Raw genomic sequence first — 23,355 nt, 5'->3', positions numbered from 1 at the left:
CTGCATCAAATGAATAGTTGATGTTGAAAAGCTTGAGCACTTTTAGGGATATTTAAGTCGGTGATGTTGGTAGCATCATCGGCTTTTTTTACACGAAATTTGATTGATTTGTTACTTCACGTTGATTTGAATGACTGTTTGATGATTGTTTATGTTTTGAAATTGTTTAAATAGATTCTATTAAAATTTTAAAGAGCTACTTTACAGTTTTTATCTTAAAAAACTTATAACTCATAACGATCATTTACATCCTTTTCCCTCAATTACAATTTTTCCATCTTTCATTTCATATTTGGCTTCCAATACTTCACAAATAAGATTTATTTTTTCAGCGAGTGGCTCATCGCCCAATTCTGCGGTTAATTCGCAAGAAGCCATTAATGTTTTATCGTACTCAATCTCAATTCCGTAGGCTTTTTCTAAAATATCAAACACTTCAAGTACTGATTTGTTCTTAAAAACAAAACTCTGACTTTGAATTGCTGGTAGTGAGACGATTTGCGGAGCAGTCAATTCAGCTCTTTTAAATTGCCATTTCGGACGAATAAACGTGGCTTGCTGATTTGGTAAAACCAATAAACCCGTTAATACTTTGCTTACTTGCTGTTCTTTGAGCGCTACATTTTTCTGAGAGAAAACCGAAACTTTACCCGTTTTTACAAATACTTGTACTTGTTTGTCGTCTTCAAAAGCTTTGATGGTAAAACTTGTTCCTAATACTTTTGCCACTACTTCATTAGCATAAACAAAAAATGGCTTATTAGGATTTTTAGCAATCTCGAAAAAAGCTTCTCCAGAAAGTACTACTTCACGAGTATTACCCGTGAATTTTTCAGGATAACTTAGTTTACTATCGGCTTGTAAAACCACAGAACTTCCGTCGGATAAAGTAATTAATTTGCTTGTTGATGAAGTGTTTTTTATTTCAATGAATTTCGTTTTCTGTGCAACTTTGGCTACTGAATTACTGTAAGTTGGTGTTTCTTTTTCGGATAATTTATCAAAAACTACATAGGAAACTAAAGTCACTAACAACACAGAAGCCGCTAAGCTTAACTTGCGGAAAGTATAATGTTGCCAGAAATTTACCTTTTTGATGTTTCTTTGTTCGGCTATATCTACAATTTTAGCAATTGCTGCTGCGATTTCTTCTTCTCCGATTTCCTCCTGAACATTTCTAAGTGCAAGAATGATTGCTTTCGCTTGCTCGATAGTTTCATACTTTTCAGGATGTTGAGCAAGCCAATTTTCCCAGAAAGTGCTTTCTGTTGGCGTGTTTTTCAAAACCCATTTTCTGAAACTCGCATCCAAAGCGAATTCATTAGCTGTATATTGGCTGTAATCTAACATAGAATAATTTGTATTATTTTGCTCTATACTTGAAATAGCCGATACCTAATACTCCATACTCAGTTGAAATGAAATATTTTTTAATTTTTTTTGAAAAAGAAAAATGAAGAGACAAAAAGCCGAAGAAATTAGGCTTTCAGATAAAGTACATAAAACAATTGTCCAGCAAGAAACCAATTGCTTTTAAGATTCAAAATAGCTCGATGCAACAAATTAGAAACCGATTGGCGGTTCATATCCATAATTTCAGCAATTTCTTCAATGCTCAAGCCTTCATAAAATTTCAAGAAAATTACTTCTTGTTGGCGTTTGGGCAATGAAGTAAGAAGTGATTTTAGTTTAGATTCATTTTCATAAAACATTTCTAATTCAATCAATTCCGACTCTGGACTGATACCTTCGGTAAAAGGTAAATCAATGTCTAAATCATCCGAAGCGTTTCTTTTTTCTTGATTGAGTTTTTTGAAAAGATTATTTCTGAGCGATTTTAACAAATAAATCGTCACAAAAGGAGAAGATTGTAGTTTTTCACGATGGTCCCACAAGAACAAAAACAAATCTTGAATACAGTCTTTAATCAGTTCTCTGTCTTTCGTAAACTTGGTGGCGTAGTTAAAAAGTACCTTGTAATGATTGTTTGCAAGATGCCCAAGTGCTTTACTATCACCTTCTTGGAAGGATTTCCATAGTGCTATGTAATCGTTTTTAGGCTCCATTTGATGAAAATAATGATGCAAAATACTGCAAAACATTCAATAAATACTAGAAACTCTTGATTTCGTTATGAGTATTAGCACATAAGCAATTGTAGCAGAAAACAATTTTTCGATACAGATTTTAATATTTTTAGCTTCTATTGAAAAAAAATCAAAAAGCTCCGCAAGTTTTTTAAATTAATAACATCTAAAGCGTAAATGAACCTCAATTGTTGTCAATGCTTGAAAAAGAACTCTTAGAAAAGTTAAAAAATGCTGATGAAGCGGCTTTTCGATTTTTGGTGGAAAAGTACCAAGACAAAGTTTTTAATACTTGTCTGGGCTTTCTGCGGAATGTCGAGGAAGCTGAAGATTTAACACAAGAGGTTTTTATTGAGTTGTATGAATCAATTGTTTCGTTCAGAGGCGACGCTAAAGTATCTACTTTTTTGTACAGAATTGCCGTCAATAAATCATTGGATTATTTAAGAAAAAAGAAGCGAAAAAAGCGATTCAGCTTTGTCTTATCCATTTTTGGTTTAGAAGAACAACTCAATTCTAGTAGTGTAGTTGAAGATCATCCGGGAATTTTACTTGAAAACAAAGAGCGCACACACTTACTTTTTAGCAAAATGGATGAATTACCCGAACGCCAAAGAGTAGCGTTTTCATTGCATAAAATTGATGGATTGAGTTATCAAGAAATTGCAGAAGTGATGGAATTGAGTATTTCGGCTATTGAATCTTTACTATTCAGAGCCAAACAAAATTTACAATCGAAATTGAAAAATTATTACGAATCCGAAAAATAATTTGAACATGAAAAATATCGAAGAAGAAATAGCCAAAACGCTGGAAAGTATTGAAAAAATTCAGCCAGTTACTTCTAATCCCTTTTTGTATGCCAAAATTAAACATCGCATGAATGAGCTCAGTCGCCCAACGATTTCGTGGATGACTTATGCAAAGCTTGCTATTTGTATGTTGATTATTGGTTTCAACATTGTTACACTTGGTAAAATATATTTGAATAATCAGCATTCAGACATGAGTAAAGAGGAATTTGGCGCTTATTTAGGAATAACAACCACCCAAAATTTATATGAACCATGAAAAATAAATCTGCTTGGTTAATCGGTTTACTGGTGCTACTCAATGTTTTTTTGTTAGGGACTATTTGGTTTACTCATAACAAACCACCTCATCCTGACAGACAAGAAGTACGCAAATTTGTTGAAAGAGAATTACAATTCACAGAAAAGCAAATAGCACAATACGATGTACTCATCAAAGAACATCAACAAGAAATGCGTTCAATTCATCAGCAAATGCGTCCTCTGAAAAATGAATTGTTTCAAATGATTGCTTTCCCTGAAGATTCTCTCAAAACGAAAATTGTGAGTGAACAAATTGCGAAACTGGTAATTCAGCAAGATTTAGCAACCTTGAAACATTTTAGAAAAGTAAGAAATACCATTTGTACTGATAAACAAAAAGCTTTACTTGATAGTCTTCTGTCGGACATCTTAGCAAAAATGGGAAGACAAGGTGGTCCTCCACCGCCAAGACCATAATATATCACTATTTAACCCTGAAAACATGAAATATTCATCATTATTATTGCTCATGATTATCTTCCTTGCTTGTAAGCAAAGCGATGATACGACCCTAACACCAAGTACTAATACTTCAACCATTGATATTTCTGTACTGAAAACTAAATTCTCTGGAACAAGTGTTACTGCAACGGTTGAAGGTGATTATTTAGTGATTAGAAGTAACGGCATTCCCGACCACAAAAGTCCATATTTTGCTAAAACGGATGCTCGTTACGAAGCTTATAATGGCATTAATAGCAAGTTTTCAATCAATCCGAATAGTATTTTGGAGCAAACTTTGGTCTTTAAAATTCCTTTGCATCCTAGTAAAGCAAGTAATACTTCAGCTACTCAGCTTGGACCAATTGGTGTTTCTTTGAATGGCATTCCTTTTTTCAATCAATATGCAGGACCAAACCAACCTTTGACAAATGAAATTAATTCATTCGACCAATATTTGGGACACCCGCAACAAACTGGTCAATATCATTATCATCAAGAACCCGCTTATCTAACCACCAAAAATGGCAAGGCAGCTTTTCTAGGATTACTTTTAGATGGATTTCCAGTTTATGGCCCACTAGAAAATGGGAAAGCTGTCACCAATGCCGATTTAGATAATTTGCATGGACACTCGCATGCTACTACAGAATTTCCAGAGGGCATTTATCATTATCACATTACTGATGCCGACCCTTACATCAATGGTTCTGGTTTCTATGGAACGGCGGGAACGGTGAGTAAATAGCTTTTTTGATTTATATTTTTTTAGAATAATCTTTCCTAATGTTGAAATTCATCCCCTTTTTGCTTTTGATAATTGTAGCTTGTAATTCGTCCCAAGTAGAAATAACTTGGGATGAAAAGCTTTTCTCTCAAAACAATGATGTTTTACATTATCAGCAAAAAGCTTTTTCTGGAACTCTTGTAAAGTATTACTCTAATAAAAAGCTAGCGTCAAAACAAAATTTCACTGAAGGAAAGCTAGAGGGTTTAACTGAAAAATGGTTTGAAAACGGACAAATTCAAGAACGAAGATTTTACAGTCAAAACCACAAAACAGGCAAACACGAAGCTTGGTGGGAAAACGGTCAAAAACGCTTTGAATATGAATTTGAAAATGATGCTCCCATTAAAAATCACAAAGAATGGTATCCGAATGGACAACTTTTTTCGGTGAGTAATTATGATGAAAATAGTCAGCCAACAGGCGTGCAACAAATATGGTTTGATGATGGCAAAATCAAGGCAAATTATGAAGTAAAAAATGGTAGAAGATTCGGCTTATTAGGTGCAAAAGGCTGTATGGGCAATAATGAAAAAACTCTCTTGAATGAAAACTAAAGCCATTTTCGCCCTTATCTGTTTACTCTTTTGTCAATGCGAAACAAAGCAAGAAAGTAATAAAATTCCCTTTTATAATACACCTGATTTTACGGCTGTTTGGAAAGCTGAGGAAGTATCTCATACCATCGCAACTTTTCAATTTAAAAATCAGGATAATAAAAGTATTACTGAAAAAGATGTTTTAGGCAAAATTCATGTCGCAAATTTCTTTTTTACAATTTGCCCAAGCCTTTGTCCGAGATTGATGGAAGCGATGCAAAAAGTGTCAAAAGCATTTCCTAATGATAGCACCGTCAGCATTATGTCTTACAGCGTAATGCCTAATCGAGATAGTGTAAGTGTTTTAAAACGTTATGCCTTAACGCACAAGCTTAATACTTCTAATTGGAATTTATTGACGGGAGACAAAAAAGCAATTTATCAACTAGTGAGAAACTCATATTTTGCAGATGAAAATTTAGGAGTACAGAAAAAAGAAAATGATTTCTTGCATACCGAAAATTTTATTTTAGTCGATAAAAAGCTTAGAATCAGAGGAATTTATAATGGAACAATTCCTTTAGACATAGAAAATCTTATTGAAGATATTAAAGCTTTGAAAGCTGAGAAATAAAAATCCCTTCGAAAATTTTCCGAAGGGATTTTTACTTTATTTAATAATATACCTAATTCCGATACCAAATGAGAATGAAACATTGGGGCTGAAATTATAGCTAAACTGATTTCTTGTAGAAGTTGCTGTAGCACCTTGAGTGGGAATTTTTTGTTCATCTTTCCAAGTATAACCTAAACTAGCAACATTTAGATTAAATAATTGTCCTGAAAAAGCCCATCTATCATTTAATCTATACATTAATCCACCGCTTCCAAATAAATTGACACCTATTGTATGTTCTGTACTTTCATTACTTTTTACTACTCCTCCATTACCATAATTAATACCATTGACTGCATTGCTATAATTTACACCGCCCATTATGCGTCCGTACATACCAAATTTCCCAAAAATAGGTTTGTAGTATTCATGTCCTTTTGCTAAGCCAACCCTAAAAACGTTATTCTTGTACACTTGTGAATCAAAATTTACGCCTTCGTAAGACATTGTCAATGAAAGAATATTAGCTGAGTTTTTAGAGACATATTTACCCCAATCAATGCTGCCAGAGTATCGTCCATTATTAAATCCTAAATCATTGAATGATTTATTAGCATTTAATGAACCCTGCAAAAAAGTTTCACCTGCATTAACTTGTGCTTTCGAATAAGTACTTGCTAACAAGATAATAGCAAAGATGTATAATAATTTTATGTTTGATTTCATGTTCTTAGAGGTTTAGAATGATTTACCGATAGAAATTGACAAAGAACTTACATTCATAATGGTATTGAAATACACATTTGTCTGTTTAATTGGCGACGTGCTATGAGAAACATTTAAGTTCAATAATGACGTTTCTCCATTAATAAATAGGTTTTTCTTTAAAAAATAACGAACACCAAAATTTACTCCCGCACCGATATTATAACTATCACTTCCATGGGTACTACTGCCATCAACACTAGTATAAGTTGGACTTCCATTTACAAAACTATATCCTATTTTTCCGTTCACTTCACCATAAATGGCTAATGATTTACTGAGTGGTTTAAACTTATCCACAAAGTAACCTACGCCAATGTTGTGGATATAAGTTTGGCTTTCATTCTTAGGGCTTGACACTGAACTTTTACCAGAAAATAAATTGTAATCGACCGACCAACCTTTCGCAAGATAATCTTCCTTAAAAACTGCTCTTTTGAAAGATAGTCCGATGCTATGGCTATTACTTTCTGCATCATAGAAATTGAAGTCTTTGTTTTTAATAGAGCTTGATACTCCACTAAAAGTACCTTCAACTTGCCAAAATTTTGAGCCTTTTTCATACTGGGCTTTAGAGAGGAAACTGATCATGACAAACATCATGACGAGCAAGGGGATTTTTTTGTTTAACATAGTGTAAGAGTTGTTTTAATTATTTAAGTGTTATTTATTTGATGACGAAAGTACTGGCTTATGCCATCCCAAACAAGTAAACGTATAGCATTGGTGTGATATTTAAGATTTATTAACAATTTTTTAAGTGGGTGGCTTAAATAAAAAACCTCTCAAATATTGAATCCTTGAGAGGATTTTATTGGGGCTTTTAGTAATTTTGTCATTATTTTCATGAAAAGCTCAATCCATGTACAAATTTCTCCTCCAGCCTCTATTGTTTCAATTTGATGCTGAAAAAGCCCATCATATTACTTTTAGTTTAGTAAAATTTCTGTTTAAAATTCCATTTGTTCCTGCCATTTTCAAGGCGATTTATCATTACGAAAATCCAGTCTTAGAAAGAGAAGTATTCGGATTGAAATTCAAGAATCCAGTAGGTTTAGCCGCAGGTTTTGATAAAAATGCTGTTTTAGTAGATGAATTATCGACAATGGGTTTTGGTTTTATCGAAATCGGAACGCTTACTCCAAAAGGACAGCCAGGAAATGATAAACCACGTTTGTTTCGTTTAAAAGAAGATGAAGCCTTGATTAACAGAATGGGTTTTAATAACGAAGGGGTAAAAGAAGCCGTTTTGAAATTAAAACAACGTAAATCTGATATTCTAATTGGTGGAAACATCGGTAAAAATAAAGTAACGCCCAACGAAAATGCAGTGGATGATTACTTAATCTGTTTTAATGAACTTTTTGATGTAGTAGATTATTTTGTAGTAAATGTTAGCTCGCCTAATACTCCAAATCTAAGAGCATTACAAGAAAAAGAGCCATTGAAAAATCTCTTACAAACACTACAAGTAGAAAACGAGAAACGTCCGAAATCAAAACCAATTTTATTAAAGATTGCACCAGATTTAACTGATTCGCAATTGGATGATATTATTGAAATTGTTCAAGAAACACATATTGCAGGCGTAATTGCGACAAACACTACGATTTCAAGAGAAGGATTACGTTCATCTGCTTCATTGACATCAGAAATGGGAGGATTAAGCGGAAAACCTGTTGAGAAGCGTTCGACAGAAGTAATTCGTTATTTATCTGAAAAGTCAAATAAAGCATTTCCTATTATTGGAGTTGGTGGAATTCATTCTCCAGAAGATGCCATCGAAAAATTAAATGCAGGAGCCAGTTTAGTACAAATCTATACAGGCTTTATTTATGAAGGTCCAGCTTTAGCAAGTGAAATTAATAAGGAAATTGCTGGCAAAAACTAAATATAATTACTGCTTTTCTTTAGGTAAATAGCTCAAATATTAGGCAAATTCTACTACCTAAAATTTTATATTTCAACAAAATATAGAAAATCCCAAGGAATGTCAAATAAGACAATTTCTTGGGATTTTTATTTACAATGTATTGACAATCAAACTATTACTTTATTCAAAAACCAATACACATTTTGTGTTTCACTTCTAAATTCTAATTAAAAAAATCCTTCATTTTCTCAAAGAAGTTTTTATCACTTTTACTTGGCTTTGGCTGGAAGTTTGGCGAAGTTCTGAATTTCTCTAATTGTTCAGTTTCTTCACGACTTAACGTTTTAGGCGTCCAAATATTTACGTGAATTAATTCATCACCCACACCGTATCCATTCAATTCTTTGATACCTTTTCCTTTTAAACGAAGGATTTTACCTGCTTGCGTTCCAGCTTCAATGGTAATACGAGCTTTCCCACCAATGGTTGGTACTTCTACAGAAGTACCCAATGCAGCATCAGCGAAATTCAAGTATAAATCATATACTACATTCGTTCCGTCACGGTGTAATACTTCATCTGCTTCTTCTTCAATCACAATTAATAAATCGCCAGCTACACCACCACGAGGAGGAACATTTCCTTTGCCCGTCATAGATAATTGCATTCCTTCTGCAACACCTGCTGGAATTTTAATTGGAATGATTTCTTCTTCTAACACTCTACCCTCTCCAAAACAAACTTCACAACGAGTTTTAATCATCTTGCCTTCTCCATTACAAGTAGGACAAGTAGAAGTTGTTACCATTTGCCCAAGCATCGTTTGCTGAACACGACGAACCTGACCAGAACCACCACAAGTCTGACATGACTGTAGTTCTGTTCCGTTTTTCGCACCGCTTCCACTACAAGGCTTACAAGTAACGTGACGTTTTACTTTGATTTTCTTTTCGACACCGTTGGCAACTTCTTCTAAGTTCAATTTAAGTTTAATTCTTAAATCAGAACCTTTTCTAGTTCTACGTCCTTGCTGTTGTCCTCCTCCATTGAAGAATCCACCAAAAGGATTGTTATCACCGAAAATATCACCGAACTGGCTGAAAATATCATCCATATTCATGCCTCCGCCGTTGAAACCGCCACCACCGCCAGCAGCACCACTCATGCCTGCATGACCGAAACGATCATACTGCGCTTTTTTCTGTGCATTCGATAATACTTCGTAGGCTTCGGCTGCCTCTTTAAATTTATCTTCAGCAGCTTTATCACCTGGATTTTTATCTGGGTGATATTTAATTGCCATCTTACGATATGCTTTCTTTATTTCGTCTTCCGAAGCTGACTTAGAAATTTCTAATACTTCGTAATAATCTCTTTTTGCCATTTTTTCTGAACAATGAATAGAGTAATGAATAAAACTTAGCAATAAGCATTACTCTTAATATTTTTAGTTTGCTACAACAACTTTCGCAAAGCGAATTACTTTTTCATTCAAATAATATCCTTTTTCAACTACATCAAATACTTTTCCTTTATCATCTTCTGTAGGAGCTGGGAATTGAGTAATCGCTTCATGAACATCTGGATTAAATACTTGTCCTTTCGCATCCATTGGCTTTAAACCTTTAGTTGCCAAAGTATTAATCAATTTATTGAAAATTAATTGAATTCCTTCTGAAATCTCTCCTTCTTGTGCATTTGCTGTAGCTCTTTCAATATCATCAATCACAGGAATAACATCTACAATTACTTTTTCTGAAGCTGATTGAATCATTTCTAATTTCTCTTTCGCCGTGCGTTTACGGAAATTATCAAAATCAGAATACAGGCGTAAATATTTATCTTTTAACTCCGCTATTTCTCCTTGAAGTTTTTCAGTTTCAGAAATTTCTACTGTTTCTTCAATTACTGCTTCTATATTTTCAGAAACATTGTCAGTTTCTTGGGTCAACACTTGTTCTTCTGTCTGTAATTCTTCCTTATTTTCCATTTTCAATATACTTTTCGCTTTATTTTTATATTTGCTTAATACTCTCAAAAGTTTTGCCATTTGTTTTTTCTGTCAGATTGACAGATTTTGAATTGACAAAGTTACGGTTTTTTATGCTCAGATTTATTGAATTGCTGTATTCTTCACCGCTAAACTTCGCCATAAATAAAAAACAGTATAAGCTTCCCAATCTTTAAAAGCTTCAAAAAAAGTATCTAAGTCTTTTCTTAAAGGTTTTTTAGGGAAATTTTTCAAGGAATTCAGCGCATTATACAAACCAACATCTCCATAAGTAACACATTCTAAACGTTTTAAAGATTTCATCAAAGCATAATTAGCTGTCCATTCGCCAATTCCACGAATAGCCACTAATTTCCTAATAGCTTCTTCTGTAGAAAGACTTTCCAACATCTTTTTTGAAAGAAACCCATTAGAGAAATGTCGAGCGATTTCAATTAAATACTCTGCTTTTCTGGTTGAAAATTGCATATTTTTAAGGTCTTCAATCGTTAAAGAAGCGATAATTTCAGCTTTTGGAAACAAGTAAAAATCCGTATTTTGATAAGTTTGTTTGACGCCATACGTTTCTGTCAATCTACGTTTGAGCTTATACGCAAAACTAAGATTAATTTGCTGACCAATAATCGACCAGCAAAGAGCTTCAAATAAATCTGGAATTCCCAATAAACGTAATCCATGATAATCTGAAACCATGTATTTTAAATCTTCATCAAGTGCTAATAATTGATAAAATGGCATTAAATCACGTTCTAAATCAAACCATTCGCTTACAAAATGGCAGATTTTTTCTTCGTCAATCTCACCAAGAATTACTTCAATTTGCAAGTTTTCTTCAAGCTGTTTAATTTCAACTAAAGTTGGTTTTTCATTTACTGAAAGCAATTTTAACACAGAATTTTCCCGAACTTCGTGCAGACAATCATCATAGTTTCTATCTAAAAACCATAAACATTCTTGAAAAGAAAACTGTGGAGGAATGGGAAGGAGAATTGGATTCATGTTTTTTACGCAAAATACTGAATTGTTTTCTTCCATAAAAACCGAAACTTGCTAATCTGACCGTAAAATGACTATCGAAATTTTCACAAAATACATTGATTCGCCTTTGGGTATGATTGAAGTATCAGCTACCGAAAGCTATTTGACTTCCATTCTTTTTGTGGAAACACAGAAAAAGCCAAGTCCACGCAAAGAAGTAACGGCATACATCCCTCCTATCATTGATGAATTTGAGCAACAAATGAAAGAGTATTTTGAAGGAACTCGCAAAGATTTTGAACTCGCTATCAAACACGAAGGCACAGATTTCCAGAAATCTGTTTGGGAAAAATTAGAAACGATTCCTTATGGAAAAACGATTTCATACTTAGAACTTTCAAGAAGGATTGGTAACGAAAAAGCCATTCGTGCCGTTGGAACAACGAATGGTTCAAATAAATTTACAATTGTTGTGCCATGCCACAGAGTAATCGGTGCAAATGGCTCATTGGTTGGTTATGGTGGAGATTTATGGAGAAAAAAATGGCTTTTAGACCACGAAGCTAAACATTCTGGAAATTATCAGACGAGTATGTTTTGATGAATTCACTTACTCGTAAGGTCTTATATGAGGCTGATTTGGAGACTGATTAAGGAAAGTATCATATTACAAGATTTAAGTCTTATGTATGAAGATGGAATTGCCATATCACTAAATTAAAGCATCATGTATAAAGATGGAATTGCCATATCACTAGATTAAAGCCTCATGTATAAAGATGAAATTGCCATATCACTAAATTAAAGCCTCATGTATAAAGATGGAATCACCATATCACTAGATTAAAGCCTCATGTATAAAGATGGAATTGCCATATTACTAAATTAAATACTCATGTATAAAGATGGAATCGTCTTATCACTAAATTAAAGTCTCATGTATAAAGATGGAATCGTCATATCCAAGGAAATAGATATATCCAAATACTTTGTTTTTACGAGTTGGAAACTCGTTCTATGGGTTATTTGCTGCAAACAATTACAATCTTTTGATTTTGGGTATCGGTTGTTGCGAAAAGATAATCGTCTCCACCTTCATTTAGTTTTAATTTTTCTCTGATTTGCTTCACTGTCAAAGGGAAATTTCTGATGGTAATATTGGCTTTATTACCTGAAATATGTTTGGCTATTTCCTTTTTATCCAATTTACAAACAGCTTTTATTTTAAAAGTTCTTCCCTGAAAATGTTCAACCAATTGTTCAGAAGTATAAAGATGACTATGCGGTGCAATTTTTTCTAATCCAAATACCTGAGCTGTCATTCTAAAAGCACCTGATTTTAAGATGGAGGCGTTGGGTTCATACAAAAATTGTTTTGGTGAACTAAAGCTTATGACAGCCGTTTTCTCTTCCGATTTCTGAAAAGTAAAAACGTGTTTTTCAGGTAAATCTCTTCCAGCAACAAGTACTTGTTTTGGAAAATTGATGGCTTGAATCATGGCTTCTCCTTCAAAATCTTTTTCAAGCTTAAATAAGATTTCTTTTACTTCATTCTCTACCGCAACAATATATACTTCAGATACATTTTTCAAGCCTAAAATTGCTAAATCAATATCCAACATTGGTGATACTTTCAATAAAACTTTCTCCGTTTTCTCAAAAATTAAATCTTTAATTTTCAACACATTAGGCTCACAATCTTCTAGTTTTACTACTTTATTTCCAGTATCATCTCGTCGGTGCGGGTCAAGATAAATCCATGAGAATGTTGTTTGACTTTCCTTTAAAAAAACTTCAGAATTTCCTCCTACAAATTTCACATTTTTAACACCCAACACTTGGTAATTATGCTGTGTAATTGTCAATAGTTCACTATTTTGTTCGGCATAAAAAGCTTTTTTAAAATCTTTACTCAGATAAGCAAGGTCTATTCCCATTCCTCCCGTAAGGTCTAAAATACTTTCTCCTTGCACTAAACTAGCTTTAAATTTTGCAGTAATTTCTGAGGAAGATTGTTCCAAAGAAAGCATTTTAGGAAAGAAAACATCAAGGTTTTCAGTCCACTCAGGAAGTTTATTTTTAGCTTTTTGTCTGGCTTGAATTTGCGCAACTAAATAGGGAATATTGAGATTGGGGAAACGCTTTGCTTGTAAAAGTAACTGATTGACATCATCGTTAAGATGATTTTTGACAAAGGTTTTTTCTTCTTCTGAAAGTAAATATGTTGGAGACGATTCGATAATTTTAGCTTTTAAGCTACAAAATTAAGCGGTAGAAATGACATTCTTGTTACTCACATTCATTTAAGGGTTAAACAATGTTTGAGTTTAGGCTGTTGCTTCAATTTTAACAAAACAGAAACAGCCTATAGACAAGTAGTGATTAGTAATTAGAGATTGGCGATTATCATTTCACCAACCTAATTATCAACTATTTACAAAAACAAAAATGTCAATTAAAATATATTTACTACTTATTATTGCTCTTTTTTTACGAACTTTTTCTTTTTCTTAAATGGTTTTTTCTTGAACCCATCCGCATTTACTCTTTTATTAGGTTGATAAACGGGAGCTTCTCCCATTCCATCTGGAAGCGGTGTTTTTGGGATTTCTCTTCCAATTAAGGTTTCAATTGCAGCAAATTTCTTTTGATCTTTATCATTGATAAAAGTAATTGCTACGCCTTTTGTCTCAGCACGAGCAGTTCTCCCGATTCTATGAATATAATCTTCGGGGTCGTGGGGCGTATTAAAATTAACCACTAAGTTAATTCCTTCTACATCAATTCCTCTTGAAAGAATATCTGTTCCAATCAAAATTGGCAATGATTTACTTCTGAATTCACGAAGGATGTCTTCTCTTTCTTTCTGTTCTAAATCAGAGTGAAACGCTTTGGCTTTTAATCCAGCATGACGAAGTTCTTTATCTAGCTGTTTTACGTTCTCTTTGGTTGAAGCAAAAATAATTACGCTACTATACTTACCTTCTTCTAAAAGATGTGTCAACAATTTAATTTTCTGCGTGTCAAACACCAAATAGGCTTGTTGAGAAATTCCCTCTGAAGGTTTTGAAATAGAAATATTTACTTCTTCAGGATTTTTCAGAATAGTATTTGCCAATAATCTAATTTTGGGAGGCATCGTCGCCGAGAAAAGAATCGTTTGGCGATTAACAGGTAAATACTTGATAATTTTGATAATATCATCGTAAAAACCCATATCCAACATTCTGTCGGCTTCGTCTAAAATCAAATGTTTTAAATGCGAAAAGTTGATTTTCCCCATTTGTAGCAAAGCAATAAGTCTTCCTGGCGTAGCAATGATAATTTCAGCGCCATCTTCTAAAGCCTTTTTCTGCTGATTCCAAGCAGCGCCATCACCACCACCATAAATAGAAATGGAACTTACTCCTGTGAAATAACCCAATCCTTCAACTTGTTGGTCGATTTGCGTAGCGAGTTCACGGGTGGGAGAAATAATCAGCGTGTTGAGATGTCTTTGTTTTTCAGGCGTGTTGATAATTTTATGCAAAGTCGGCAATAAAAAGGCGGCAGTTTTACCTGTTCCAGTCTGAGCACAGGCAATTAAATCTTTATTTTGCAGAATCAGCGGAATAGCCTGTTCCTGTATCGCAGTTGGTTTGTTGTAACCCATTGAATCAAGGCCGTCTAATAGCTTTGAATCAAAGTTGAAATCTTGAAATGTCAATTTGTATTTGTTTAAAATTTGCTCGTCTAACAAGTATTGTCTTGAACTTGTTGGCTCTCGGTAAGTATTTCAGCACGAAGAACGAACAAACGTTGATGTTCAATTTTGAAAAGATAGCTAAAATTTACGACAAATACAAATTAACAGTCCATTCTACTTGATAGAAAAAAATCATAAAAGTTCTGTCAAACCTGCTGTATATGCCAAATTTGCCAATGCTTTCTCGTATTTACTCTTTAATGATTCTACTTTTATTTTCATATCAATCAACTTACTTTCACGGGTGTTGATTAAAAATAAAGTACTTTCACCAATATCAAATTTGCGTTGTTCAGCTTTTGTAAGAAGTTCTTGATTTCTAGCGGCATCTTGCTGTATTCGTAGCTGACGCTCATAGTTTTTCACTTCGTTGTAAGCCGAATATACTTCATTCATGATTTCACGACGAGCTAAATTCAGTTCAAAACCTGTACTTTGCTGTTTGATTCTGATTTGCTGTAATTTACCTCTTTCTTTTCTTAGAAAAAGTGGCATTACAAACTCAAAACCTAGTTTATGATTATTTGCTGAAAATGAATTTTCGTAAGAATAAGTAGGATTTGAGCTAAAACTATCGGCAATTAAATTGAAATTAGCGTTGAAAGTAGGCTTTAACATTTCCTTTCTGAACTTTTCTTCAATACCCAATTGCTGAATTTTCAAATCATATTTTTGAATTTCAGGATGTTGTACTTTCGCCTGAGTAATCAAACTTTGAAGTGTCGTTTCATCTACTTTACGAACAGCTGATAATGGAGGAAAAGCATTTTCTGGTAATTCTAGCGGCGTTTCCTTTTCATCCCACAAATAATTCGACAATGCTAAACGAGCATTTTGCAAATCTACTTGTGCTTGTTCAAGGGCTACTTCACGATCTTGTAAAGTAATTTTTGCTTCTACAGAATCAATCGTAGCTTGTTCTCCTACTCTCGAACGTTCACGAGTTGCCACAAATCTTTGATTCGCCAAATCATAACCTTCACGTACAAATTGTAATTGCTGATAGCTAAACCACCATTCCCAATAACTTTTTGCGGCGTATAAAATGGTTTTGTTGATAAGTTTCTGACGTTCTGCCTCAGCAATATTTTTGGCTAAATTGGCTTGTTTTAAAGTATTTCTTCTGGCATCAATCACTAACCCTTGTCCGATTGGAACACTCAATCCTGCCACCATCAAACGAGAAGATTCTTCCGACAAAAGCTTTTTACCGGTACTTTGTTCATAACCAACTTTAAAATCTACACCAGTCCAAGTCGGAATTTTCAAGGCATTTTTCCAACGATTATAATAATCATCTCCTTTAAAAGCCTTTCTGTCAAAATCTGATGACAGCTTTGGGTCGAAAGCACCTTTTGCTTGCATGATTTCAGCATCAGCATCCGATAAATACAAATTGGCTTGTTTTACGGTTGGATGATTTTTCAAGACTAAACTTTTGAAATCTTCATAACTAAAAGCTGACTGTGCATTCGCTTTAGGAATACACAGTACAAAAAGTAGGAAGAAATATATGTTGTAAAATCGTGGCGTGGAAAAACCTTTACTTGTAAAAAATCCAGTTTGATAAACGTCACTCACTTTTGTTTGTTTCATTTTACTTGGCTTTTTCAGATTTTAAAGTGGCTTCAGGTTCATTTTTCAATGATGGAGGGAAAGCATTTAGCTGACGCCAGATTTCATACCAAACTGGTACATCATCAAGCATTACCCAGCCTACTACTCCAGAACCCATTCTTAATTGTTTTGGCCAATCTTGTTCGCCTTTATGAATTTTTGGGATGACCAATAAACGATATTCACCTTTCGCATTATCAATTCTATCAATTACTTTCACCACGCCACCAAAAGTACCGACTGATGTTGATGGCCAACCTGAAAATACTAAAGAAGGCCAACCTTCAAATTGTAAACGAACTTCACGTCCTTCTGTAATTAAAGGAACATCCATCGCTCTTACATACAATTCTACAGCCATTTCAGGCGCAAAAGGTTGAAGCGTACAAATAGATTCACCTTCTTTGATGGTTTCGCCGATACCTGCTTTTAACGCACGAACGACATAACCTTCTTGGGGTGCTTTGATATAATATTGATTTCTACGAATATCAACATTAGTAATTTTATTACTCAACTGTGAAATTTCATACTGACCAGCCGCCAAAGCAGACAATGCCGAACTTTTATCTGACTGAGCTTTCGCAATTTTTTCAGCATATTCAGCTCCAATAGAATTCAATTCAATTTGTGCATTTGTAAGTTCTTGACGAGAAATAGCTAATTTATTTTGCGTAGAAACCAATTTGGCTCTTGTTTCTTGCAATTTCAATTTACGTGATTCAAACTCACTCAAGGAAACCAAACCGCCATTTTTGTACTGGTCTTCTCCCCTGTCGTATCGAGTTTGAGCAATATTAAATTGTACTTGTTCGGCAATAACGTCGGTACTATCAGAAGTTACTTTTAGTACTCCTTGCTTTACTTTATTTTTAGCTTTTTGCAAACTAAATTTTTGATTTTGTTCTAAAGCAGCAATTTGCTGTTCTAAGGCTACAATTTTTGCTTGGTAACTATCCAGCCCAGCTTTTTTGGCTGTTAATTGGTCTTGTAAACGAGCAGGAAGGTTTGGATCAAAGTAATCATCTTTTGTTTCAGAAATCACCAAAAGCGTATCTCCTTTTTGTACTAAATCACCTTCTTTAACTAGCCATTTTTCAATTCTTCCCGAAATAATATTCTGGATATTTTGTGGTCTATCTTTGGGTGTAAAGGCAGAAATATCACCTTTCCCTGTTACGTTTTGTTGCCAAGGTAAAAACATCACCATTAGTAAAATCACCACGATAGCCATCAGCCAACGTTTTAGCACTACCGCCGAACGTGGTGTATGAAGCGTATTGAGCGAATGTAATTCAAACTGCTCGTTTACTCGCTTACTGACACTTTGTTTTGATAAATTTAACATATCTTAGTCTATAGCTTCTTGAAAGTGAATGTCTTTGATTAAATCTTGATATTTTCCTTGTAACACAATTTCGCCTTCGTTCAAAACGATTACTTTGTCGCATGCTGCCATTACCATTGGGTCATTTGAAATCGTGAGGAGCGTCCAAGGATTAGATTTATCAGTTAAAAAAGCAATTGTTTTTAGGCGTTCTGCTTTGTGTAATTCACGATAAATATCAGTAATCATCAATAATTTTGGTTTTTCAACCACACATCTAGCCACCGAAATTTTAGCGATAAAACTTTCTGAAAAACGTTTTCCTCCTGCAATCATCGAAGTATTTAAGCCTTCTGGAAGTTCAGCAATAAAGTCGCTTAAGTTCAAACTATCTAATGCCCATTTCACGTCAGTGTATTTTACTCCTGAACGTCCCATAGCAATATTATCCAATAATGTTCCATCAAAAATGGCATCTAATGCAAGATTTCTTTCAATGCTATCACGTATTGAATCTAATTTCACATCTCTGATTGACATGCCATTGTAATTAATCGCTCCTTCAAAATCAGTAAAAATCGCTGAAAGTATTTTCAATAAAGTTTCTTTCCCAGAACCATTCGTTCCTGTAATACAAATACTTTCTTTAGGTGTTATATCGACATTGAGTTTTTTCAATACATATTTAGTTTCGCCCGGATAACGATAACTTAAATCTTTCAATTTAATTTCAAGTCCCTCGTTTTTCTCGTGAAAATTAATATTTAATCCTGATTGGCGTTCTAAAGGTAAATCGGTAACATGACCCATTTTCTCTACTGCCGTCAGCAAATCAAAAACAGTATCTGCTCCAGAAATAAGTTTTTCAACAGAGTTCACCACTAATACAATAATAATTTCAGAAGCAACAAATTGTCCTAGAGAAATTTGTCGGTCGATAACCAATGAAGTACCCAAAATCAATAAAACTGCTGTCACGAAAGTCTTGAAGAACACTGCATTTCCGTACAAAATCAACAATACTTTAAAGTGTTTCTTTCTGTATTTCAAATAGTTATTCACCAAGTAATCCATTCTTTGCATTGGCAAATTTGTAGAACCTGCCGACTTGAAAGCATATAAAGTACGAGCAATATCTTCTAGCCACTGCGCAACTTTATACTTGTATTTAGATTCTGCCAGACTTGTTTCCATCCCTTTTGCTGCATTTAAATACACCACAAAAGTGACGATGGCGATGGTTAACAAACCAAATGCAATAAAGTAAGGATGATACAATGACAATAAAATAATACCGAAGAGAATCTGAATGAGGGCGGCTGTAATATCAATTAATACTTTAGGAAGAGCTTTTTGAACATTGAGAATATCAAAAAAGCGGTTCATTAATTCGGGAGCATAAGAGCCTAAAAGGGCTTCGGACTTTACTCTTGGAATACGATAGGTGAATTCAAAAGCGGCTTTTGCAAATACTCTTCTTTGTAATACTTCTACTAAGGTTTGTTGGTAAATTTGCAAAACCCCTGAAATGGTAACTCCAAGTATAACGATGGTAATTAAAACATAAACTGAGCTAAAAGCTAAACCTCCAGACACTAACCCGATAATTGCCTGAATTCCTAATGGTAAGGTTAAGCTGATAATTCCGACGACGATGGCATAAATGTAAATATAACCAATGTCTTTTCGTTCTGCACCCAGCATTCTGAACAAACGCTTCATCGGGCTGATGTCTTCTACAATTGGTGTATCGTCTATATTTTCTAAAGGATATACAACCAGAAACCTTACTTTCCCATCTTTGGTGCTATCGGCTTGATTACTGACTGTGGCTGGATGAAACAATTGGTTTTCATCAATTTCTTCTACGCCTTTGTCATCGACAAACTGATAAAAAAATGGCTTGCTGTTTTTTAATTGTCTGGCAGCAAAAATGGTTTTAATGCCATCCTTACTTTCATCAAAAAAAATTACAGGGTGGTTGTTGGCTTGAATGAGCTCTTTAAAACCTTGCTCATCTGCATAATTTTCTACTACTAAGAATTTTTGTTTTCGGGCTGCTTGCGTAAGTGCGTTTACAAAATCATCAATTTCGTTTACTTTGAAAGTAGTCTGTTTCGAAAGTGGTGATTGATACGCAAAGTTGTCAAAATCAGTACCGTAAAACTCGGTTAGTTTCTTAACAATAAGGCTTAACTGAGTGGATTGCATATTTTTTTTGTTTGAATGTGTAATATTAATTTGATTAATTAATGAAATTAATGCCATTTAATTGTTCTAACAACTAAAATATTACTTGTGTTTAGCAAAAATCTCAATAATTGATAAGCGGTTAAATATTATCAATAAAACTAAGATTTATCAATAACAAATAATTGTACCAAAGTTTGTTTGTAAATTTACTCCTCAATTTTTTAATAACTCTTAACATTGGTTTAATCAATAATTTTTATTTGATTTTCAACGTTTAAGTCTTTAATCGCTAAACCCTAAAACTTTATAAGCTTATGCTAGATTCAGAAACAAAACAAACAATATGTTCGTAAAAAAAATAATTGCTTTATTTATATTTTTGACCATCAATTTATATAATAATTCGTACGCTTTTCAAAAAAATAATGCTGATTCAAACTTAGATGCCAATAGCATTATTCAAAAAGCTATTGAGCTTGCTCCGCTTCATGATAAAGCTTTTGTTAACTATCAAGCAGAAGTATTTATCCAAAATTCTGCAAAGTGGACGCAAATTCCGGGCTTATGGAAACCCATCTTGATGAATGAAGGTGTTGAAGAAAATCTTCTTTACCAGTCTGAGTCTTTTGCGCAGTTTTCAGTAAGTGCTGATAATACTTATCATTTTATCAACAAAGCCATTAGAAATAATTATCATACTGAGGCTCGTCCTGATAAATACATTAACCCCAACTTTTATAAAGCTACTTTAGGAACAAATGCCATTTCGCCACTTTCGCCAAAGGCTTTCCAATATTATGATTTTGAGTACTTAGGCACTGAAATCATTAATCAAGTAAAAATTCATCAAATAAAAGTTATCCCCAAAAACAATAACGACGAAAAAGTATTTAGTGGTATTATTTCCCTAACCGATGTGGACTTTTTTCTACAAAGTGTGGAATTAAAGGTCAAAAACTATAATATTACTTATCAAATACAAGTAAGATATGTGCCATTTAATACCCAGTGGGTACCTGAGCATTTTCAAATCACTGCCACTGGTGCTTTGATGGGTTTTGAAGGTGAATATACTTACAAAGCTAAAGTTTGGAATTACCAGAGTATTATTCATAAAATAATTCCTGAATTAATTCGCCCCAATGAAGATGAATTCAAGGAAATCGTCAATATCCAAGAACGAAATTTTGAGGTTCAGCAATTTAAACAAGTAATGTCGGCTTTGAGTACCAACCTTAAAAACCAATGGAGTGATGCTAACATTGCTTCTGGTTTAAGACGTTACGATAAAATTGAAATCGCTCCTGAAGCAGATATTCAAAACGATAATGTTTGGTATCAATTAAAACTCAATTCAGATTTCAAAGCTTTCACTCCCGACTTACCAATTAGTTCATACAACAAAAACTCGCTCCCTTTACAACCTGATGAGTTTTCAACTTACCGACAAGCCAATCAAAAGTTTGGAATAGGAAGTGTCTTGTTCAGTCGTTCATACTTTTGGGGCAATACCAAACGTGGATACTATCCTTATGAAATCTATTATAAATCTCCTGTTTTAGATTTCAATTTTAATACCGTCGAAGGTTTTGTTTATAATACAGGTGCATTGTTTCGCTATCGTAGAAACCGCTATGATTGGTGGGAAATTGACCCTACTTGGCGCTATTCAGTAACACAGAATCGTTCGATGGGAATGGTCAAGATTCGTTGGAAAACACAAAGAGAAGATTTTAGTGTTTCTGGTGGTTCGTTCATTTCACAGTACAATGTTGATACGCCCGTTGCGCTCGACTTGAACTCTCTTTCAACGCTTTTATTAAAAAAGAACTTCGTAAAAATCTATGAAAAAGATTTTGTCAATCTTTCTTATAACGACCGTTTCTCGAATACTTTCGGTATCAAAACTTCTTTGGAGTGGGCAAGACGTTATCCTTTAGAAAACACCACTAATTATTACTGGATTAACTTTGCCGGCGACCCTTATTCTCCGAACTTTCCTCAAAACAAGGAAATTACGAATACAAAATTCCAAAGCAACGATGCTTTCTTAGCAAGTTTCCAGATTAATTACCGTCCTACACTCAAGAAACAATATCGTAATAGTATTCGCTATGTAGATTTTTCTTCATCGCCCTTGATTACCTTTAAATACCGTGGAGCTATTCCAAAAGTATTTGGCACAGAGATAGATTTTCATACCATAGAATTAGGAATCACCCATAATTTCCCATTAAGTATCAATACCAATTTTAATTATATTGCCCAAGCAGGTACTTTTTTAAGTGCGAACAAAATGACCTTCGCAGATTATAAGCACTTCAACGGAAACAATAACATGATTTCTATTGGCGATGCCCTTACAACGCATCGCTTAGTAGGTTTTTACGATAATTATATTTGGGGAGTAAGTAAAAAGCTGATTGACCCTTTTTATTTTTCAACCAATGGCTCATACATCGACATCATGACGATGGTCGGGCTTAGAAAATTCGCTCTAACACAATCTACCACAATTCGTAATAAGGGCATTCGTGAAGAACTTTTCGCTAATTATCTTTATACTGCCAACAACGATATTCATAATGTTGAAATTGGTTATGGAATTGATGGAATTCTGAGAATACTAAGAGTTGAAGCTGTTTTTGCTTATAATAATAGAGGTTTACCCAACAAAGATTTCACCAAGTTTCAAAATACACAATTCGGTATTAGAATTTCATTGAATGCAAGAGTTCGTGGTGGAGTAACGCCTGATTGGTGATAAAAATGAATCATTTTTTCCTTAGCGGAAATACATCAAATCTTATAGAGATGGATGTATTTCAGCTATTTTTTTGTCCTTGCGGAAAATAAAAATGCTTCAGCGGAAAATTATTTTTGAATTGCGGAAAATGAAATCACCTCTGAGGAAAATTATTTTTGAATTGAGGAAAATGAAATCGCCTCTGAGGAAAATTATTTATCAATTGAGGAAAATGAAATCGCCTCTGAGGAAAATTATTTATCAATTGTGGAAAATGAAATCGCCTCTGAGGAAGATTATTTATGTATTGTGTAATTCTTAAAGGGCTTTGTACAAAGTGTCTCATCCTAAAAAAGCTTGACAGTATTAGGGGTTAAAAACTGAATTGATTGTCAATTTTTTTTATTGTATTACCAAGATTACACCATTTATTTTTTATTTCTAAATGTATTTTAATCTTTTGTGTTAATACTGGTTTTTGTGCTAAGTTGGGCTTCTATTCCTGTTCATTTCTT

21 protein-coding genes are annotated in these 23,355 nt (G+C 33.9%); 9 read left to right on the top strand and 12 right to left on the bottom strand.

The genetic code is table 11. From position 1 onward, the window contains the following. Nucleotides 1-240: 240 nt before the first annotated feature. Both VB798_RS15635 and VB798_RS15630 read right to left on the bottom strand, forming a co-directional pair. Entirely contained in the window at nt 241-1,350 is a 1,110-nt protein-coding gene (locus tag VB798_RS15635; protein WP_323259962.1) for a FecR family protein, read from the bottom strand. A gap of 128 nt (nt 1,351-1,478) precedes the next feature. After that, a complete protein-coding gene (locus VB798_RS15630) occupies nt 1,479-2,066 on the bottom strand; it encodes an RNA polymerase sigma factor (protein ID WP_323259960.1) in 588 nt (195 codons plus the stop codon). A gap of 218 nt (nt 2,067-2,284) precedes the next feature. Between VB798_RS15630 and VB798_RS15625 the strand changes: the two genes are divergently transcribed. From VB798_RS15625 to VB798_RS15600, 6 genes are read left to right on the top strand one after another with little or no spacing between them, the layout of a single operon-like run. Continuing rightward, nucleotides 2,285-2,857 carry an RNA polymerase sigma factor gene (locus tag VB798_RS15625; protein WP_323259958.1) on the top strand — a complete coding sequence of 191 codons (573 nt, stop codon included), beginning with the start codon at nt 2,285-2,287 and terminating at the stop codon, nt 2,855-2,857. A gap of 7 nt (nt 2,858-2,864) precedes the next feature. Continuing rightward, complete coding sequence (locus tag VB798_RS15620) at nt 2,865-3,158, top strand: hypothetical protein (RefSeq protein WP_323259956.1); 294 nt, start codon at nt 2,865-2,867, stop codon at nt 3,156-3,158. Next, entirely contained in the window at nt 3,155-3,619 is a 465-nt protein-coding gene (locus tag VB798_RS15615; RefSeq protein WP_323259954.1) for a periplasmic heavy metal sensor, read from the top strand. Before VB798_RS15620 ends, VB798_RS15615 begins: the two co-directional genes overlap by 4 nt. Before the next feature lie 25 nt (nt 3,620-3,644). After that, nucleotides 3,645-4,391: a YHYH protein gene (locus VB798_RS15610; protein ID WP_323259952.1), complete on the top strand. Its 747-nt coding sequence runs from the start codon at nt 3,645-3,647 to the stop codon at nt 4,389-4,391. Between the two features lie 38 nt (nt 4,392-4,429). Further along, a complete protein-coding gene (locus tag VB798_RS15605; RefSeq protein ID WP_323259950.1) occupies nt 4,430-4,987 on the top strand; it encodes a toxin-antitoxin system YwqK family antitoxin in 558 nt (185 codons plus the stop codon). Further along, on the top strand, nt 4,977-5,603 hold the full coding sequence (locus VB798_RS15600; protein WP_323259949.1) for an SCO family protein: 627 nt from the start codon (nt 4,977-4,979) through the stop codon (nt 5,601-5,603). Before VB798_RS15605 ends, VB798_RS15600 begins: the two co-directional genes overlap by 11 nt. 36 nt (nt 5,604-5,639) lie before the next feature. Here VB798_RS15600 and VB798_RS15595 read toward each other — a convergent pair whose 3' ends face one another. After that, nucleotides 5,640-6,311 (bottom strand): hypothetical protein, encoded by a 672-nt coding sequence (locus VB798_RS15595; protein ID WP_323259947.1) that lies wholly within the window; start codon nt 6,309-6,311, stop codon nt 5,640-5,642. 12 nt (nt 6,312-6,323) lie between these two features. Next, nucleotides 6,324-6,953 carry a hypothetical protein gene (locus tag VB798_RS15590; RefSeq protein ID WP_323259945.1) on the bottom strand — a complete coding sequence of 210 codons (630 nt, stop codon included), beginning with the start codon at nt 6,951-6,953 and terminating at the stop codon, nt 6,324-6,326. 259 nt (nt 6,954-7,212) lie between these two features. Here VB798_RS15590 and VB798_RS15585 point away from each other — a divergent pair, with 259 nt between their 5' ends. After that, complete coding sequence (locus VB798_RS15585) at nt 7,213-8,241, top strand: quinone-dependent dihydroorotate dehydrogenase (RefSeq protein ID WP_323259943.1); 1,029 nt, start codon at nt 7,213-7,215, stop codon at nt 8,239-8,241. A 205-nt stretch (nt 8,242-8,446) separates the two neighbouring features. On the opposite strand, the gene dnaJ is transcribed toward VB798_RS15585, so the two are convergent. The 3 genes from dnaJ to VB798_RS15570 all read right to left on the bottom strand — a co-directional run bounded on the left by dnaJ (nt 8,447) and on the right by VB798_RS15570 (nt 11,233). After that, on the bottom strand, nt 8,447-9,607 hold the full coding sequence (dnaJ, locus tag VB798_RS15580; RefSeq protein WP_323259941.1) for a molecular chaperone DnaJ: 1,161 nt from the start codon (nt 9,605-9,607) through the stop codon (nt 8,447-8,449). Between the two features lie 63 nt (nt 9,608-9,670). Further along, the gene (locus tag VB798_RS15575; protein WP_323259939.1) at nt 9,671-10,213 is read right to left on the bottom strand and encodes a nucleotide exchange factor GrpE; all 543 of its coding nucleotides are present in this window, start codon (nt 10,211-10,213) and stop codon (nt 9,671-9,673) included. A gap of 123 nt (nt 10,214-10,336) precedes the next feature. After that, complete coding sequence (locus VB798_RS15570; RefSeq protein ID WP_323259937.1) at nt 10,337-11,233, bottom strand: DNA-3-methyladenine glycosylase family protein; 897 nt, start codon at nt 11,231-11,233, stop codon at nt 10,337-10,339. 67 nt (nt 11,234-11,300) lie between these two features. On the opposite strand from VB798_RS15570, the gene VB798_RS15565 reads away from it, so the two are divergent. Then, the gene (locus tag VB798_RS15565; protein WP_323259935.1) at nt 11,301-11,813 is read left to right on the top strand and encodes a methylated-DNA--[protein]-cysteine S-methyltransferase; all 513 of its coding nucleotides are present in this window, start codon (nt 11,301-11,303) and stop codon (nt 11,811-11,813) included. Nucleotides 11,814-12,234: 421 nt separating this feature from the next. On the opposite strand, the gene VB798_RS15560 is transcribed toward VB798_RS15565, so the two are convergent. The 5 genes from VB798_RS15560 to VB798_RS15540 form a co-directional block, all read right to left on the bottom strand. Further along, complete coding sequence (locus VB798_RS15560; protein ID WP_323259933.1) at nt 12,235-13,233, bottom strand: THUMP-like domain-containing protein; 999 nt, start codon at nt 13,231-13,233, stop codon at nt 12,235-12,237. Between the two features lie 455 nt (nt 13,234-13,688). Further along, entirely contained in the window at nt 13,689-14,918 is a 1,230-nt protein-coding gene (locus VB798_RS15555) for a DEAD/DEAH box helicase (RefSeq protein WP_323259931.1), read from the bottom strand. 171 nt (nt 14,919-15,089) lie between these two features. Further along, entirely contained in the window at nt 15,090-16,553 is a 1,464-nt protein-coding gene (locus VB798_RS15550; RefSeq protein WP_323259929.1) for a TolC family protein, read from the bottom strand. Between the two features lies 1 nt (nt 16,554). Next, nucleotides 16,555-17,922 (bottom strand): HlyD family secretion protein, encoded by a 1,368-nt coding sequence (locus VB798_RS15545; protein WP_323259927.1) that lies wholly within the window; start codon nt 17,920-17,922, stop codon nt 16,555-16,557. Nucleotides 17,923-17,925: 3 nt separating this feature from the next. Next, nucleotides 17,926-20,112, bottom strand: coding sequence for an ATP-binding cassette domain-containing protein (locus VB798_RS15540; RefSeq protein ID WP_323259925.1), 2,187 nt, complete (start codon nt 20,110-20,112; stop codon nt 17,926-17,928). 325 nt (nt 20,113-20,437) lie between these two features. Here VB798_RS15540 and VB798_RS15535 point away from each other — a divergent pair, with 325 nt between their 5' ends. Continuing rightward, complete coding sequence (locus VB798_RS15535) at nt 20,438-22,858, top strand: DUF5686 family protein (protein ID WP_323259923.1); 2,421 nt, start codon at nt 20,438-20,440, stop codon at nt 22,856-22,858. Nucleotides 22,859-23,355: the final 497 nt, after the last annotated feature.

The organism is Arcicella lustrica, from assembly GCF_034930985.1.
Taxonomy (GTDB): Bacteria; Bacteroidota; Bacteroidia; order Cytophagales; family Spirosomataceae; genus Arcicella; species Arcicella lustrica.
This window is presented reverse-complemented; position numbering and strand designations above follow the sequence as displayed.

Excerpts from the sequence above, each read along its gene's own strand:
- VB798_RS15635 (WP_323259962.1), bottom strand. The coding sequence starts at position 1,350 with ATGTTAGATTACAGCCAATATACAGCTAATGAATTCGCTTTGGATGCG.
- VB798_RS15630 (WP_323259960.1), bottom strand. The coding sequence starts at position 2,066 with ATGGAGCCTAAAAACGATTACATAGCACTATGGAAATCCTTCCAAGAA.
- VB798_RS15625 (WP_323259958.1), top strand. The coding sequence starts at position 2,285 with ATGCTTGAAAAAGAACTCTTAGAAAAGTTAAAAAATGCTGATGAAGCG.
- VB798_RS15620 (WP_323259956.1), top strand. The coding sequence starts at position 2,865 with ATGAAAAATATCGAAGAAGAAATAGCCAAAACGCTGGAAAGTATTGAA.
- VB798_RS15615 (WP_323259954.1), top strand. The coding sequence starts at position 3,155 with ATGAAAAATAAATCTGCTTGGTTAATCGGTTTACTGGTGCTACTCAAT.
- VB798_RS15610 (WP_323259952.1), top strand. The coding sequence starts at position 3,645 with ATGAAATATTCATCATTATTATTGCTCATGATTATCTTCCTTGCTTGT.
- VB798_RS15605 (WP_323259950.1), top strand. The coding sequence starts at position 4,430 with ATGTTGAAATTCATCCCCTTTTTGCTTTTGATAATTGTAGCTTGTAAT.
- VB798_RS15600 (WP_323259949.1), top strand. The coding sequence starts at position 4,977 with ATGAAAACTAAAGCCATTTTCGCCCTTATCTGTTTACTCTTTTGTCAA.
- VB798_RS15595 (WP_323259947.1), bottom strand. The coding sequence starts at position 6,311 with ATGAAATCAAACATAAAATTATTATACATCTTTGCTATTATCTTGTTA.
- VB798_RS15590 (WP_323259945.1), bottom strand. The coding sequence starts at position 6,953 with ATGATGTTTGTCATGATCAGTTTCCTCTCTAAAGCCCAGTATGAAAAA.
- VB798_RS15585 (WP_323259943.1), top strand. The coding sequence starts at position 7,213 with ATGTACAAATTTCTCCTCCAGCCTCTATTGTTTCAATTTGATGCTGAA.
- dnaJ (WP_323259941.1), bottom strand. The coding sequence starts at position 9,607 with ATGGCAAAAAGAGATTATTACGAAGTATTAGAAATTTCTAAGTCAGCT.
- VB798_RS15575 (WP_323259939.1), bottom strand. The coding sequence starts at position 10,213 with ATGGAAAATAAGGAAGAATTACAGACAGAAGAACAAGTGTTGACCCAA.
- VB798_RS15570 (WP_323259937.1), bottom strand. The coding sequence starts at position 11,233 with ATGAATCCAATTCTCCTTCCCATTCCTCCACAGTTTTCTTTTCAAGAA.
- VB798_RS15565 (WP_323259935.1), top strand. The coding sequence starts at position 11,301 with ATGACTATCGAAATTTTCACAAAATACATTGATTCGCCTTTGGGTATG.
- VB798_RS15550 (WP_323259929.1), bottom strand. The coding sequence starts at position 16,553 with ATGAAACAAACAAAAGTGAGTGACGTTTATCAAACTGGATTTTTTACA.
- VB798_RS15545 (WP_323259927.1), bottom strand. The coding sequence starts at position 17,922 with ATGTTAAATTTATCAAAACAAAGTGTCAGTAAGCGAGTAAACGAGCAG.
- VB798_RS15540 (WP_323259925.1), bottom strand. The coding sequence starts at position 20,112 with ATGCAATCCACTCAGTTAAGCCTTATTGTTAAGAAACTAACCGAGTTT.
- VB798_RS15535 (WP_323259923.1), top strand. The coding sequence starts at position 20,438 with ATGTTCGTAAAAAAAATAATTGCTTTATTTATATTTTTGACCATCAAT.